Origin of the sequence: Bacillus sp. JJ1566, assembly GCF_036962685.1 — a bacterium.
Lineage (GTDB): Bacteria > Bacillota > Bacilli > Bacillales > Bacillaceae_L > Ferdinandcohnia.
This window is the reverse complement of the sequence record NZ_JBALOP010000064.1, coordinates 15,683-31,409: the sequence shown is the minus strand read 5'-3', so window position 1 is coordinate 31,409 and position 15,727 is coordinate 15,683. Positions and strand designations below refer to the sequence as shown.

General features: G+C 38.7%; 11 protein-coding genes, 10 tRNA genes and 1 pseudogene. 19 read left to right on the top strand and 3 right to left on the bottom strand.

Translation table 11 applies throughout. The features are described from left to right. Positions 1-24 precede the first annotated feature (24 nt). From V7112_RS21930 to glmS, 17 genes are all read left to right on the top strand, one after another. Positions 25-99 (top strand) — tRNA-Asn (locus tag V7112_RS21930). 2 nt (positions 100-101) lie between these two features. Next, positions 102-174 (top strand) — tRNA-Thr (locus V7112_RS21925). A 21-nt stretch (positions 175-195) separates the two neighbouring features. Continuing rightward, positions 196-270 (top strand) — tRNA-Glu (locus V7112_RS21920). A 2-nt stretch (positions 271-272) separates the two neighbouring features. Next, positions 273-348, top strand: a tRNA-Val gene (locus V7112_RS21915). 17 nt (positions 349-365) lie between these two features. Continuing rightward, positions 366-441: transfer RNA gene (locus V7112_RS21910), tRNA-Thr, on the top strand. A 13-nt stretch (positions 442-454) separates the two neighbouring features. Continuing rightward, positions 455-539: transfer RNA gene (locus tag V7112_RS21905), tRNA-Tyr, on the top strand. Positions 540-818: 279 nt separating this feature from the next. Continuing rightward, positions 819-893, top strand: a tRNA-Gln gene (locus V7112_RS21900). A 49-nt stretch (positions 894-942) separates the two neighbouring features. Next, positions 943-1,015 (top strand) — tRNA-Lys (locus V7112_RS21895). 11 nt (positions 1,016-1,026) lie between these two features. Beyond that, positions 1,027-1,099, top strand: a tRNA-Gly gene (locus V7112_RS21890). Positions 1,100-1,123: 24 nt separating this feature from the next. After that, positions 1,124-1,199: transfer RNA gene (locus V7112_RS21885), tRNA-Ala, on the top strand. Between the two features lie 370 nt (positions 1,200-1,569). Continuing rightward, positions 1,570-2,472: an arginase gene (gene rocF, locus V7112_RS21880; RefSeq protein ID WP_335423764.1), complete on the top strand. Its 903-nt coding sequence runs from the start codon at positions 1,570-1,572 to the stop codon at positions 2,470-2,472. Between the two features lie 172 nt (positions 2,473-2,644). Next, complete coding sequence (sigW, locus tag V7112_RS21875) at positions 2,645-3,208, top strand: RNA polymerase sigma factor SigW (protein WP_335423762.1); 564 nt, start codon at positions 2,645-2,647, stop codon at positions 3,206-3,208. 12 nt (positions 3,209-3,220) lie between these two features. Next, positions 3,221-3,844, top strand: coding sequence for an anti-sigma factor (locus V7112_RS21870; RefSeq protein WP_335423760.1), 624 nt, complete (start codon positions 3,221-3,223; stop codon positions 3,842-3,844). Between the two features lie 141 nt (positions 3,845-3,985). Further along, positions 3,986-4,807: a diadenylate cyclase CdaA gene (gene cdaA / locus V7112_RS21865; protein WP_335423757.1), complete on the top strand. Its 822-nt coding sequence runs from the start codon at positions 3,986-3,988 to the stop codon at positions 4,805-4,807. After that, positions 4,800-6,038, top strand: a complete 1,239-nt coding sequence (locus tag V7112_RS21860) for a CdaR family protein (RefSeq protein ID WP_335423756.1) — start codon at positions 4,800-4,802, stop codon at positions 6,036-6,038. The genes cdaA and V7112_RS21860 overlap by 8 nt, the downstream gene beginning before the upstream one ends. A gap of 33 nt (positions 6,039-6,071) precedes the next feature. Continuing rightward, positions 6,072-7,418 carry a phosphoglucosamine mutase gene (gene glmM, locus V7112_RS21855; RefSeq protein ID WP_335423753.1) on the top strand — a complete coding sequence of 449 codons (1,347 nt, stop codon included), beginning with the start codon at positions 6,072-6,074 and terminating at the stop codon, positions 7,416-7,418. A gap of 443 nt (positions 7,419-7,861) precedes the next feature. Next, positions 7,862-9,664 (top strand): glutamine--fructose-6-phosphate transaminase (isomerizing), encoded by a 1,803-nt coding sequence (gene glmS, locus V7112_RS21850; protein ID WP_335423750.1) that lies wholly within the window; start codon positions 7,862-7,864, stop codon positions 9,662-9,664. Between the two features lie 581 nt (positions 9,665-10,245). On the opposite strand, the gene V7112_RS21845 is transcribed toward glmS, so the two are convergent. After that, positions 10,246-12,879, bottom strand: a complete 2,634-nt coding sequence (locus V7112_RS21845) for a heavy metal translocating P-type ATPase (protein WP_335423748.1) — start codon at positions 12,877-12,879, stop codon at positions 10,246-10,248. Between the two features lie 12 nt (positions 12,880-12,891). After that, positions 12,892-13,191 (bottom strand): ArsR/SmtB family transcription factor, encoded by a 300-nt coding sequence (locus V7112_RS21840; RefSeq protein WP_438823937.1) that lies wholly within the window; start codon positions 13,189-13,191, stop codon positions 12,892-12,894. Positions 13,192-13,664: 473 nt separating this feature from the next. On the opposite strand from V7112_RS21840, the pseudogene V7112_RS21835 reads away from it, so the two are divergent. Next, positions 13,665-14,165: pseudogene (locus V7112_RS21835) on the top strand (DMT family transporter); the annotation flags it as partial. Positions 14,166-14,302: 137 nt separating this feature from the next. Here V7112_RS21835 and V7112_RS21830 read toward each other — a convergent pair. Then, positions 14,303-15,175, bottom strand: a complete 873-nt coding sequence (locus tag V7112_RS21830; RefSeq protein WP_335423744.1) for an SDR family oxidoreductase — start codon at positions 15,173-15,175, stop codon at positions 14,303-14,305. A 135-nt stretch (positions 15,176-15,310) separates the two neighbouring features. Here V7112_RS21830 and V7112_RS21825 point away from each other — a divergent pair, with 135 nt between their 5' ends. Continuing rightward, positions 15,311-15,682, top strand: coding sequence for a winged helix-turn-helix transcriptional regulator (locus V7112_RS21825; RefSeq protein ID WP_335423742.1), 372 nt, complete (start codon positions 15,311-15,313; stop codon positions 15,680-15,682). The last annotated feature ends 45 nt before the right edge of the window (positions 15,683-15,727 follow it).

Genomic DNA, 15,727 nt, shown 5'->3' with positions numbered 1-15,727 from the left:
AGTAGGACGTCGCTAGGCATTTATTCCGCAGTAGCTCAGTGGTAGAGCTATCGGCTGTTAACCGATCGGTCGTAGGTTCGAGTCCTACCTGCGGAGCCATTGCTTCCATAGCTCAGCTGGTAGAGCACTTCCATGGTAAGGAAGAGGTCAGCGGTTCGAGCCCGCTTGGAAGCTTAAAAATGTGAATTCAAAAATGGCCCGTTGGTCAAGCGGTTAAGACACCGCCCTTTCACGGCGGTAACACGGGTTCGAATCCCGTACGGGTCACCAACGGAGGATTAGCTCAGCTGGGAGAGCACCTGCCTTACAAGCAGGGGGTCGGCGGTTCGATCCCGTCATCCTCCACCATTTAACCTTTTAATAATGCCGGTGTAGCTCAGTTGGTAGAGCAACTGACTTGTAATCAGTAGGTCGTGGGTTCGACTCCTATCGCCGGCACCATTTTTTTAATAGTGGAGGGGTAGCGAAGTGGCTAAACGCGGCGGACTGTAAATCCGCTCCCTCCGGGTTCGGCGGTTCGAATCCGTCCCCCTCCACCATTTATTTTTCGAAAAGCCTTTATTCTTTCTTTGGACAAGTTCAAAAGGATGAAGTAGGCTATTTTTATGGAAATCGTACAATTAATTAGTAAAATTACTCATATTTTGTTGTCGGTTGTGCAAGATAATAGGGTAATTAAATGCATCAGATTTCCGGTTAATACTTAGTAATGTCGACGACATTTCGTGATATTTCCTGCTGAAATATCCCAAAATATCCTCTTTTGGAGAAGCTTCATGAAGCGTATTCGAAGAAGGAGATTCACTAAGATTATTCATTGGGCTATAGCCAAGCGGTAAGGCAACGGACTTTGACTCCGTCATTCGTAGGTTCGAATCCTGCTAGCCCAGCCATTTTTATATGATATGCAGAATTACACTTCTATTCATAATCTTTTATTATGAGCCATTAGCTCAGTTGGTAGAGCATCTGACTTTTAATCAGAGGGTCGAAGGTTCGAGTCCTTCATGGCTCATCTTTTAAGCGGGAGTAGTTCAGTGGTAGAACACCACCTTGCCAAGGTGGGGGTCACGGGTTTGAATCCGTGTCTTTTCCTCCACGAACTACTTCTTTTTCATATTTAGGGGCCTTAGCTCAGCTGGGAGAGCGCCTGCCTTGCACGCAGGAGGTCAGCGGTTCGATCCCGCTAGGCTCCACCAATTTCATGATGTATACACTATAAACCTATGAGGTTTATTTTTTTTGCCTAAATTCAATATGCATTCCATGTTCGCCATCTCCTGATTATCTCCAGTTGCAAGGGTGATACCGTACTTTACATGTCATTCATCTCCTAATTATCTCCAATTACGAGGGTGATACCGTGCTTTGTAGGTCGACCTTCGCCTAATATCTCCCAACCACAATAAACCACGTTCCCTGATTTCCTTCTCCTCTTATTCTCCAGTTACGTGGGTGATATCATTTCTTCTTCTTAAAAAGTGTATAGATATACAAGATTTTGTTGAGTTGAGTCATTTGGTTGTAAGCAGTTACAATAGGATATATGGGGGAAGGGGGCTTTTTATCATGAAGAAGGATATTTCGATCATTGGGGTTCCGATGGACTTAGGCCAGATGCGTAGAGGGGTTGATATGGGGCCGAGTGCGATTCGATATGCGGGTGTTGTTGAACGATTAGAAAGACTTGATTATGATATAGATGATTTAGGTGATATTGAAATTGCACGTCCTACACGGGGGGAAGTTACGAACGATGAAAATTTGAAAAACCTTGAGAAAGTATCTGAAGCAAGTGAGAAGCTAGCTGCTGAGGTTGACAAGGTCATTTTAAGTGGAAGATTTCCGCTTGTTTTAGGCGGTGACCATAGTATTGCAATTGGGACACTTGCAGGGGTTTCTAAACATTATCAAAACTTAGGGGTCATTTGGTATGATGCCCACGGTGATTTAAACACTGCAGATACTTCACCATCTGGTAATATTCACGGAATGCCACTAGCGGCAAGTCTTGGACTTGGTCATAAACGTCTTACAGAAATCGCAGGGTATAGTCCTAAGGTCAAACCTGAGAACGTTGTCATTATCGGTGCGAGATCACTCGATGAAGGTGAGAAAGCGTTAATTAAAAAACTCGGGGTTAAAGTGTATACGATGCATGAAATTGATCGTTTAGGGATGACAAAGGTGATGGAAGAGACGATTGCTTATCTTGGAGAAAGAACAGATGGTGTGCACTTATCATTAGATTTAGATGGATTAGATCCACATGACGCTCCAGGAGTGGGAACCCCTGTGCTTGGGGGTATTAGTTACCGTGAAAGTCATTTAGCAATGGAAATGTTAGAGGAATCCACATTAATTACTTCTGCTGAATTTGTAGAAGTTAACCCAATTTTAGATGATAAAAATAGAACAGCCTCTGTAGCTGTTGCATTAATGGGTTCTTTATTTGGTGAAAAACTTTTATAGGAACGTTACAGTATCTCTTTAAAAAGAGGTACTGTGTTTTTTATTTTAAAGATTTGATTTCCAGCCACATAAACTAGCCAAAATTTGTTAAAATGAAACTTATGGAGAAAATGAAACCTTTTTACATTTGAATCGTAAATAATGATACCCGCAGTGGCGGAGGTATATAAAAATGGAGACAATTATAAAAAACAGAATTAAGCAGATAAAAAATGGAGATCAGAATGCATTTGCGGAGATAGTAGAATTTTACAAAGACAAGGTTTTTCAAATATGCTATCGTATGCTTGGAAACCGACACGAGGCAGAGGATATTGCTCAGGAAGCCTTTATTCGGGCATTTGTGAATATTCACAGCTATGACTTGAATAAAAAGTTTTCAACATGGCTATATCGTATAGCAACGAATCTGTCGATTGACCGCATTCGTAAGAAAAAACCTGACTACTATCTAGATGCTGAGCTTGCAGGCTCAGATGGACTAACTATGTATTCGCAGATTGCTGCAGACGCAGCGCTACCGGAGGACGAGCTAGAGACCATGGAGCTTCAGGAATTAATCCAAGCAGAAATACTGAAGCTTCCGGATAAGTATCGTTCCGTTATTGTTTTAAAATACATCGAGGAGTTTTCACTAAAGGAAATTAGTGAAATTCTTGACCTGCCGGTGGGCACGGTAAAAACAAGAATTCACAGAGGACGAGAAGCATTACGAAATCAGCTTCGACATGTATAGGGGTGAAAAAAAATGAACTGTTCAGAAAACAACATGACTGAACTAATGCACAATTACCTAGATGAAGACATTTCTGAAGAGGACGAGAAGCTACTACGTGAGCATTTGCATACATGCGAATCATGCTATCAGCATTTTCATGAGCTAAAGAAAACCATTGCGTTGGTACAAAGTACTTCTCACATTTCCGCACCCAATGATTTCACACTAAAGGTCATGCAAAATCTACCGAAGGAAAAACGTACCGTGAGTTTTAGACGCTGGTTTAGAGAGCATCCAATGCTAACAGCTGCCTCACTCTTTCTATTATTAATGGCAGGGAGTCTTTTTTCAGTCTGGAATGAAAGTGAGCAATTCTCTGTTTCAAAGCAACCAAACTTAATTGTTGAAAATAATACTGTGATTGTTCCAGAAGGCGAAACCGTGAAGGGCGATGTCGTGGTTAAGAACGGAAAGATCGTCATTGAGGGAGACGTAGAAGGAGATGTCACTGTCATTAATGGGGAGAATTATATGGCCGCAGCTGGAAATGTAACTGGTGAAATCAAAGAAGTCAACCAGATGTTCGAGTGGCTTTGGTACCATATAAAAAAGGTAGGAACAGATGCAATCCATATTTTTGATCAAGATGAATAGGCCATCGGACACGATGGTCTTTTTTTCGGTTCGAATTTAAGCTTATCCTCCTACTAATTTGTAATTGGTACATGAAAGTTATATGATATAATATTATAGCTAACTATGTTTTTTGGATTATTTCATAGAGGAAGTGTGAGAATGTCATTTAATGAACTCCCATTACTAGGTTACCTCGGCATTTTTTTAGATGTTCTCCTTGTCTGGTATGTGATATATAAATTACTATCCCTCATACGCGGAACAAAGGCTGTTCAGTTATTGAAGGGTATTATTGTGATCGTTTTTATTCGCTTATTGAGCAGCCTGTTAGAATTACATACATTGTTTTGGTTAGTGGACCAGGTGATGGACTGGGGATTCTTGGCGATTATCGTTATATTCCAGCCTGAATTGCGAAGGGCATTAGAACAGCTTGGCCGCGGTAAAATATTCTCTAGAAGCGGTACGGATGAAGATGACCAGCAGGTAAAATTAATTGAAGCCATCACAAAAGCGACAGATTATATGGCAAAACGCCGCATTGGTGCTCTTATCTCAATCGAACGACAAACGGGAATGGGAGATTATGTGGAAACGGGGATTTCGCTAAATTCATCCATCTCATCAGAATTACTAATCAATATCTTTATTCCAAATACTCCTTTACACGATGGAGCCGTTATTATTCAAAGAAATCAGGTAGCCGCTGCCGCTTGTTATTTACCACTTTCAGAGAGTCCGTTTATTTCAAAGGAATTAGGAACACGGCACCGCGCTGCACTTGGGATTAGTGAGGTAACAGACAGCATTACTATTGTTGTATCAGAGGAAACAGGAGCTGTCTCCTTAACAAAGAACGGTGAACTACACCGTGATTTGAAACCTGATGCATTTCGGGATCTACTAAAACAAGAGCTAATAACGAACGAAAGCATTACCTCTCATCCACTTTGGCAATGGAGGGGGAAAAAGAATGGATAAATTAATTGATAACCGTTGGGTTACACGGATTATTGCATTGTTAATTGCTTTGCTTTTATTTGCATCTGTCAGCTTTGAAAATCAACCTGCTTCCAAGAGTCCTGCAGGGTTGCCGTTATTTTCAAATTACACGGAAACATTAACAGAGATTCCGGTAAATACGTATTATGATGATCAAAATCTAGTGGTATCTGGAGTTCCACAATATGTGAACGTAACGATAGAAGGGCCATCCGGGGTTACCAAAAGGGAAGGTCTTCAAAAGGAAATGGAAGTGTATGTAGACCTTACTCAGTTATCAGTTGGTACGCATAAGGTAAAGCTACAATATCGAAATGTATCTGAGAAAATAAAAGTAAAAATAGATCCTGCTGAAATTACCGTCGTCATTCAGGAAAAGGTGACAAAGGAATTCCCAGTTGAAGTCGACTTTGTTAACCGCGATCAGGTAGCAGAAGGATATACAATCGAACAGCCGGTAGCAGCACCTCGAGTTGTTAAAATCACCGGAGCCTTAGAGGAAATCGAAAGAATTGCGCTAGTAAAAGCAGTTGTCGACCTTAAGGGAGTATCGGAGACATTTACACAGGAATCGAGAGTAGCTGTGTATGATAAAAATCAAAATGTATTGTCGGTATCCGTTGAGCCGAATGTTGTTGAAATCACGGTTCCAATTGTAAGCCCGAATAAATCCGTCGCATTTGCGCTTAAGCAAAAAGGAAAACTTGCGGATGGGTTAAGTTTAGTCAATATCACGCCAACGCCAAATCAGGTTACAATATTTGGTCCAAAAGAGGTTATTGATGCCATTTCTTCTATTGAAGGTGAAATTGACCTAGATAAAATAAAGGAAGATTCTACGATTACAGTGAAGGTTCCGATACCAAAAGGGGTTATCCAGGTATCTCCACAGGAAATTGAGGTAACAGTCGATATCGAAGAAGAGATGTCGGAAACCTTCTCGGATTTATCCATTAGAAGTCAAGGATTAGGAGCTCAATATGCACTTACCTTTTTAAACCCAGATACAGGGACCCTTAATTTAGAAGTTCAAGGTGCACCAAGTGTTATACAAGGGACAAGTCCTACTAATCTCGATGTATTTATCGATGTGACCAATTTAGAAATTGGAGAACACGAAGTAGATATAGAAGTGAAGGGCCCAGACAATATGACGTGGGCATTACCGCAAGAAAAGGCAAAGATACGAATCACTGCAATAGAAGGGTAAAGGAAGTATCTGCAAAAGGAGAGATCATTTAAAATGGGAAAATATTTTGGTACAGATGGTGTACGTGGTGTTGCAAATAGCGAATTAACTCCAGAGCTTGCATTTAAGGTTGGAAGATTTGGAGGTTATGTATTAACAAAAGATAAAGAAAGACCAAAGGTTCTAATTGGCCGTGATACTCGTATTTCAGGGCATATGCTAGAAGGAGCTCTTGTAGCGGGGCTATTATCGATTGGGGCAGAGGTCATGCGTTTAGGTGTCATCTCTACTCCAGGAGTAGCGTATTTAACAAAGGCTTTAGGTGCCGAAGCAGGCGTGATGATATCTGCTTCACATAACCCAGTCCAAGATAATGGAATTAAGTTCTTTGGTCCAGATGGCTTTAAGCTTTCTGATGAACAGGAAAATGAAATCGAGGCACTTTTAGATTTACCTGAAGATCAGCTTCCACGTCCAATTGGAGCTGATTTAGGACAGGTAAATGACTATTTCGAGGGTGGACAAAAATACCTCCAATTCTTAAAGCAAACAGTGGACGAGGATTTCACAGGTATTCATGTGGCATTGGATTGCGCTCACGGGGCAACATCTTCTCTTGCTACTCATTTATTTGCTGATCTTGATGCAGATATTTCAACAATGGGGACATCTCCAAATGGTCTTAATATCAATGAAGGTGTAGGTTCAACACATCCAGAGGCACTGGCCGCGTTTTTAAAGGAAAAGGGAGCGGATGTTGGACTTGCCTTTGATGGTGATGGTGACCGACTAATTGCGATTGATGAAAATGGGGATATCGTTGATGGTGACCAAATCATGTATATTTGTGCAAAATATTTGAAGGAACAAGGTCGTTTAAAGAATCAAACAGTTGTTTCAACGGTAATGAGTAATCTAGGCTTCTATAAAGCATTAGAAGCAAACGACATTGCGAGTGTGCAAACCGCTGTTGGTGACCGCTATGTGGTAGAGGAAATGAAGAAAATCGGATATACCCTAGGGGGAGAACAATCTGGGCATATCATTTTCCTTGATTACAATACGACTGGTGACGGGCTATTAACAGGTCTGCAATTAGTGAATATCATGAAGAGCACAAACAAGCCTTTATCAGAGCTTGCAAGTGAAATGACAAAATTCCCGCAGCTATTAGTAAATGTGAAGGTTACTGATAAATACCATGTTACAGACAATCCAGTAATTAAAGAGGTTATCGAACAGGTAGAAGCTGAGATGAATGGAAATGGTCGTATCTTAGTTCGTCCTTCCGGAACTGAACCATTAGTAAGGGTAATGGCAGAAGCTCCAACAGAGGAACTATGTAAGGAATATGTAGACTGTATTGTAGCTGTTGTAAAAACAGAAATGGGAATAGAATAAATAATTAAAAATATGCAAACTTGGCACATCATGTACCAAGCTTGCATATTTTTTTAGTATACATGGATATTTGATTCCATGTTGATTGACGAGTTTAGTTTTTCTATTGTATTATTGTTCTTGTTCTTTTTTATATTGAGAGGGGGGAAAAACAGATCAAACAAATCATATATAAAGCGCCAGAACTAAACCATGAACGGAAATAGTAACAACGCATAGGCTGTTGTTACAGGTTTAGTTGACGAGGTGGAGGTTTATCGAAGTTTCGGCGGATGCCTCCCGGTTGTCATCAATCACGACCGCGATTCCTTTTAAGTAAAACAGAGGGGTGACTCTCTGCACAAACGGAAGGATATGATTGAGAAAACTAGATAAATACGAAAAAAAGGGGCAAGTTAGCCCCGTGCTTTCTTGTTCCCTTTTATAGGGAGGAAACTTAATTTATGTGCGGAATTGTAGGTTTTATTGGACAAAAAGACTCAAAGGAAATTTTGTTAAAGGGACTAGAGAAGCTTGAGTATCGAGGATATGATTCAGCTGGAATCGCAGTGATGAATGATAAAGGTGTTCATGTGTTTAAAGAAAAAGGTCGTATAGCAACGCTTCGTGAGGCTGTAGACCAAAGTCTATTTGCTACGGCAGGGATCGGCCATACACGCTGGGCAACACATGGAGTGCCAAGTAAAGTCAATGCACACCCACATCAGGCAATAACTGGACGATTCACTCTTGTTCACAATGGTGTCATTGAAAACTACACACAGCTTAAAGATAAGTTTCTACAAAATATTGAGTTAAAAAGCGATACCGATACAGAGGTTGTTGTTCAAGTACTTGAGCAATTCGTAAACCAGGGACTTGGAGTAGAAGAAGCATTTCGTAAGACGCTCAGCCTTCTAAAAGGATCCTATGCAATCGCAATGCTTGATGAGCAAAACAACGAAACAATCTATGTTGCAAAAAACAAAAGCCCATTACTTGTTGGCCTAGGCGACAATTTCAATGTTGTAGCAAGTGATGCAATGGCAATGCTTCAGGTAACCGATCAATATATCGAGTTAATGGATAAAGAAATTGTCATTGTAAAAAAAGAGTCTGTCACAATTAAAAATTTAGCGGGAGAAACAATCGACCGTGACCCATATACAGCTGAGCTAGATGCAAGTGATATTGAAAAGGGAACCTACCCACACTATATGTTAAAGGAAATTGACGAACAGCCTTTGGTAATGAGAAAAATCGTTCAAGAATATCAAACGGAAACTGGCAGTTTAGCGATTGACCCTTTTATTGTGGAAGCAATGAAGGATGCCGACCGTATCTATATCATTGCTGCTGGAACTAGTTATCATGCTGGTCTTGTTGGAAAACAATTCATTGAAAAAATGGCGCACATACCGGTTGAGGTTCATATTTCTAGTGAATTCTCATACAATATGCCGATATTATCTGAGAAACCATTATTCATCTTTATATCACAAAGTGGTGAAACAGCAGACAGCCGTGCTGTGTTAGTACATGTAAAGGAAATGGGTCACAAGTCCATTACCATTACAAATGTACCTGGTTCAACACTTTCACGTGAAGCTGATTACACGTTGTTATTACATGCAGGACCAGAAATTGCAGTTGCTTCAACAAAGGCTTATACAGCACAGTTAGCAGTACTTGCAATCCTTGCGTATGTAACAGCTGAATCAAAGGAGATAAAGGTAGGCATGGACCTTGTCAAAGAGCTTGGGATAATCGCAAACAGCATGGAAGCGCTTTGTGATGACAAAGAAGTAATGGAAGCTATTGCTTGGGAGTACTTCACTACTACTCGTAACTGCTTCTTCATCGGTCGTGCGATGGACTTCTTCGTTGGACTAGAGGGTGCCTTAAAGCTGAAGGAAATCTCCTATATCCAAGCAGAAGGTTTTGCAGGAGGAGAATTAAAGCACGGAACAATTGCCTTAATCGAAGAAGGGACACCGGTTATTGCTCTAGCTACACAAGAGCATGTGAACCTAAGCATCCGTGGAAATGTGAAAGAGGTTGTCGCGCGTGGTGCACATCCTTGTATCATTTCAATGAAGGGCTTAGAGACAGACGAAGACCGTTATGTGCTCCCAGCCGTTCACGAAATGTTAACACCATTGATCTCCGTCATTCCATTACAGCTTATCTCTTACTATGCAGCACTACACCGTGACTGTGACGTTGATAAGCCACGGAATTTGGCGAAGAGTGTGACGGTGGAATAGAGAAATACTGCATAATCTCCCTGCCTTATAGTTGGTTTCCAAACGGCATAGAATACAGGAAGAGCAGTGGGCAGATATGATATGTATCTAATGTTTATTCAACTGTATGTTCAATTTAAAATTCCAGGCTGGATCCAATGCGATCCAGTCTTTTTGTTTTTCTCAATATCCATTCAATCCCATGTTCAATGAGGGTATCAGTCCGTTTTATAACCTGTAAATTCGTAGGACTTTCATTCTCTATTCAGTTACTTACTAACTGTAAAACGATTCAAAACTGCTACACATCCCATCTAATCTCCATTACGGAACGAAATTAATAACCTTGTCCGAATACCCGATACAAGCCAGAAGGAAAAAAAAGGGAAAGATGGGGGTTTTGGGGAATGACTACGGGCCGGATACAATGGTACAGTTCTGTTTTATTTGTTCAGTCCGGGAAATCCTAGATTTTGTCTAAGTAGAAAGTAAAGCCCCCAAAAAACTCATGAAAGGTTAGAGGGGGGGCCTAATTGAATTCTTCTTAGAATAATTTATTAAATTCTTGATTTGAATCTTATCTTGTCTGCTTTACAACTTGATTACTCTTTCACCTTTAAGAGTCGTAAGGCATTTAAGATAACTATTATTGCAGCTCCTGTATCACTTAATACGGCTAACCATAGTGTAAGCCATCCTGGGAATATGAGAACTAATGCAACAAATTTAACGATCAATGAGAACCAAATATTTTGTTTGATAATTGATATTGCTTTCCTGCTTAATTTAATCGTGTGTGGTAGTTTTTCAAGGTTATCAGCCATTAGAACAATATCAGCGGTTTCCATTGCCGTATCCGTTCCTGCTCCACCCATAGCAATACCTAAATCAGCAGTGGCAAGTCCAGGGGCGTCGTTTATGCCATCCCCAACCATCGCTACTTTATGACCTTCGTGTTGTAATTTCTTTATGGCATCTACTTTATCTTCTGGTAATAGTTCAGCAAAATAACGATTAACATTAGCTTCTTTTGAAATCATTTTAGCTGTACCTTCATTATCACCAGTTAGCATAACAATTTGATTAACTCCAACTTGTTTCAATCCGTTTAATGCCTTAACAGTAGTGGCTCGGATTGTATCAGCAACTGAGATTACACCCATAATATCTTGCTGTGTACCAATAATAATAACAGTATTTCCTTTCTTTTGTAACTCTTGAATTTCAGTTGTTACAGTACCTAAAGGTATATTCAATTCTTCAAAAAGCCTTGAGTTACCAGCATAATATACAACCCCATCAATAGTTGCTTGAATGCCTTTGCCTACGATGTTTTTAAACAACTCACCATTTTTAGACTTAATCCCTTTATCATTAGCATACTCCACAATTGTTTTTGCAATTGGGTGGGTTGAATAGTTTTCTAGTGTTAAAGCAATTGATAATAATTCGTCTTCTAATGTGTTAAATAATTTAATTTCTGATACTTTTGGCTTTCCTTCAGTCAGTGTTCCTGTTTTGTCAAAGGCGATTGCACTAATTGCTCCAGCTTTTTCTAAGAAGGTACCACCTTTTATCAATACACCATTCTTTGCAGCATTCCCAATTGCAGAAACAATGGCTACAGGTGTAGAAATAACTAAGGCACATGGACAAGCGACAACTAATAGTTCAAGACCTTTATAGAACCAATCACCCCACGTTCCAATTCCTAGTAGAGGAGGTAGAACCATTACAGATAATGCTAAGATAAAGACAATAGGTGTATATATACTTGCAAATTTATCAACAAATGCTTGTGTAGGTGCTTTCTGTTCTTGTGCTTCTTCTACCAAGTGAATGATTTTAGCTATTGTCGTATCTTCAACTAACTTAGTGACTTTTATTTCAAGAGACCCACTTTCGTTAATTGTTCCAGCATAAACAGTGTCTCCGATTTCTTTATCAACAGGAATAGATTCTCCTGTTATTGGTGCTTGATTGACGCTCGATTCACCTTTAATAATCTCACCGTCTAGTGGGATTTTATCTCCAGGTTTTGCAATTAAAATGTCACCAACGGAAACTTCCTCTACTGGCTTTTTAACTAATTGAGCCCCGACTTTTATCCATGCCTCTGATGGTGCTAAATCCATTAAATTGCGGATAGAGTTTCTTGTTTTCTCAATTGACATATTCTGAAGGGTAGTTCCTAAAGCAAACAACCATACTACCGTTGCACCTTCTAACCATTCACCTATTAAGGCAGCTCCAATAGCTGCTGCAGACATAAGGACATTCATGTCTAGTGATCGGCTTTTAATCGAATAGTAGGCACTTTTTACTGGCTTATACCCACTTATGACCATTGCAACTGCATACATTAAAGTTGTAATAAAAGAAGAAATTCCAGTATATGGGCCAATAAAACCAAGGGCAATTAAGATACCTGACAAGATAATCTGGCCATAACCTTCTTTGTTTTTCGGTGCCTCAGTTGGCTTATTATTCTTTTCTAGTAACGAAGCTTTAAAACCAATTTTTGATACTTCTGAGACGATTTCTTCAATACTATTTTCATGTTCAATCTTCATTTTTCCAGTTGAAAAATTCACATTTACACTTTTAACTGTTGGGAAAGTATTCAAATGCTTTTCAATACTTTTTGCACAACTACTACAGTCCATTCCTTCTACACTGAAGGTTCTCATATTTTTATTTAGTGTAAGTGGTTCAATCGTATAACCCAATTTTTGAACTTCACCTTCTACCTGAGCAAAAGAAGAGCTATCTATTCCTACTAACTGTAGTTTTGCAGTATTGTAGTTTACCTTTACCTCTTTAATTTCCTTTAATTTGCTTAATCCCTTTTCGATGGTTAGGGCACAAGATGGGCAATCCATTCCATGAATACGAAATTCTGCTTTTTCACCTATAACTGAAAGTTTAATTGCTGTTTGAGACACTTCAATTTTCCTTGTGCAACAACGTGATGCTTCTTGGAGTACCTCATTTTCTTTATTACAACAAGATTCTTCAGGTATTTTGACTGAAGATTGCTTGTTACAGCAGCTATCTGTTTCAATTACAGGTATGACTTTCTCAATTTGACTACTACAACAAGAAGCATTCTTTGTCTTTAATTCCACTTCATCGGTAGATTGGCTACTGCAACAAATGTCGGTTACTACATTGTTAGTTTTTTCTTTTATATTAAGTGGTCCGTTTTCTTTTGAACCACAGCATTTGTCTGCCATTAACTCCAACTCCTAACCTATATAACGTTCGCAACATGCAACATCATTTTCGACATCCCCGAGAACGACATCAAACATTGACAATAGATCTCGTATATGTTGATTTCGCAAGCTATAATAGCAGTATTTTCCTTCATTTCTCCCTACAATAATCCCGCATCCTTTTAAACAAGCAAGGTGTTGAGAGATATTTGATTGATTGCCATTAATCTCTTCTACAATCTGAGAAACTGTTTTTTCCTGGTCTTTTATGCTTTCGAGAATCTGAATCCTTGTTTTATTAGAAAATCCATGAATTAATTTAACTTTCATGTCAATATTACTGTTTTTCAATTATTATCCTCCTAACATATTAGATAGAGCTAATGTGTTTTGATGTTATCATATTAGCAATCTCTAATATGTGTGTCAAACTTATAAAACAAAATTGTAAGAGGTATTTGAACACAAACGTGTTTGTCTAACCTGGAAAAAGTTTGATTTTAGAATCTGTCAGTGAAGATACCCCAATGAGGCGTTTTAATGGGTGCGGGTAAAGCAGGTCTTTCCATGTGGCATTATTTAAAACAAACTAATTTATCATTTCCTATTCCGGAGTGAGAGGGAGAGGGAAGCGGGGAAGAACTAAAAGGTAAGGCAATAAGTATATGTAATTTAGTATGTGTTAACGGTTAACACATACAATAGAATTGTGAATAAGTAAAAGATGAACATCTCCTATTCAATATAAGGAGATGTTTTTTTCATATTGTAAATGTTGGTCAAAGAAAACAGTTTTCAAAACAGTTATTAGGATGGTTTTCATTGTTAGTAATGGGTTAAGTGCTCCTGGGATGGAAGATTTACTCGGTATTACTTTTGGATTAATTGCAGCTGTTTTTTATGCCTCATTGATGTTATTAAATAAATTCATCAAAGAAATGAATCGGTTGGAAGTGACTATTATTCAATTAGGGGTAACAGCGTTGATTCTTTTACCATATGTTCTCTTAACTGAAGGACTTAACATGTTTAGTGTATCATCATCTTCCATTCCCTTTATCATCTTTTTAGGGATTATTAACACGGGAATAGGATTTTGGCTGTTCTTCAAGAGTATGGAGAATTAAAAAGGGCAAAGTATAGCAACGTTAAGCTATGTTGACCCATTTGTGGCTATTTTAATATCAGGATTGATTTTACAAGAGCAATTCACTATGTTACAAGTGATTGGTGGTTTACTGTTATTAGGCTCTACATTTGTTAGTGAAACAAGATTCAGGAAGACTATAGAATTAGTGTTATAGACGAATGTTGATTAATCGATTGTTGATGTTTACATTATTAGATAATGTTAATTATCTACTTTAAATTACAGAACAAAGCCCATTGTGTTAAACGTAAAAAAAACCGACACTATTTTAATAAGGTCGGTTCAGTTCAGTTATTGATTTTGGGAAATTCCGTTTACAATTTGAGTAAGTGCATCTTTGATTGGCGTAGCTGGACGACCAAGAACTTTTTCGAAATCATTACTTTCGAAATCTAATGAGCCTTCTCGAATGCTTCTTTGGATTTCAACAAGTATTGGAATAACGACATCTTGTATGCCAGCAGCTTTCATAATATCGGTATAAGTAGCATCATCTACTTGTTGAATAGGTATTTCTTTGCTCAGCAAATTCCCAAGGACAGAAACAAATTCTTCCTGTGTCAAAGGCTTACCAGAAAGCTCATAAATGGTATTTTCATGTCCATTTTCAGATAATACTGCAGCTGCTGCTTCAGCATAATCTTGTTGTAATGCCCATCCCACTTTTCCATTTCCTGCTGATGTTACCCAAGGAGCTCCCGCTAGAACACCTTGAATGCTTGGAATTTCATTCTCTAAGTACCAATTATTACGCAAGAATGAAAAAGGAATGCCTGTTTTCTTAATCTCTTCCTCAGTTGCCTTATGCGTTGGTGCGAATAAATTTGTACTTTCTTGTGCATTTGCTAAACTAGTATACGCAATAAATTTAACTCCTGCACGCTCTGCTGCACCTACCGCATTGGCATGCTGACGGATTCTTGTTTCATTGTCTCCATCTGCAGAAATAATTAATAAGCGTTCAATTCCTGCAAAAGCAGAATCCAAGTTTTGCGGATAATCAAAATCTCCTTGTCGAACTTCTACTCCACGAGCCTGCAATCCTTTTGCTTTCTCTGGATTACGAACACTGACAGCCAGTTGACTGGCTGGTACTGTTTTTAATAAAGTCTCTACAACTTTGGTGCCAAATTTTCCTGTTGCTCCTGTTACTAATAATTTCATTATTTATCTCTCCAATCTTTTGTTTTGATTATTAAACATAATCAAATATTATAGTATTAGATATTTTTTTATAAGTAGTCTTTTTTTTATAACATAGTCACAAAAACAGTACCACTAAGAAGAGAGGTATTTATTATGGCACGAAGTTGGTTCGTTGGTGAGCCTCCAGAGGAACAAATAGAAGTTTGTCCAGTTACACAAGCTCAAGACATCATTGCAGGAAAATGGAAAATTATCATTCTATGGCATTTAAGCACACAAACAAGAAGATTTAATGAACTTCAAAGGCTATTACCTAATATTTCAAAAGGAATATTGACACGTCAGTTGAGAGAATTGGAAGATAACCAAATGGTTCACAGAGAAGTCTATAAAGAAGTGCCTCCCAAAGTAGAATACTCGTTAACACCTTTGGGGAAAAGCTTTATTCCTATACTTGATAGTATGGGCGATTGGAGTAAAAAACATTTAAAAAGTAATCCATCATCAAATAACAAAAAAGAATAATGCACCAACTGGTTTTAACTCATTAGTTATGCTTAAATAGTTGAT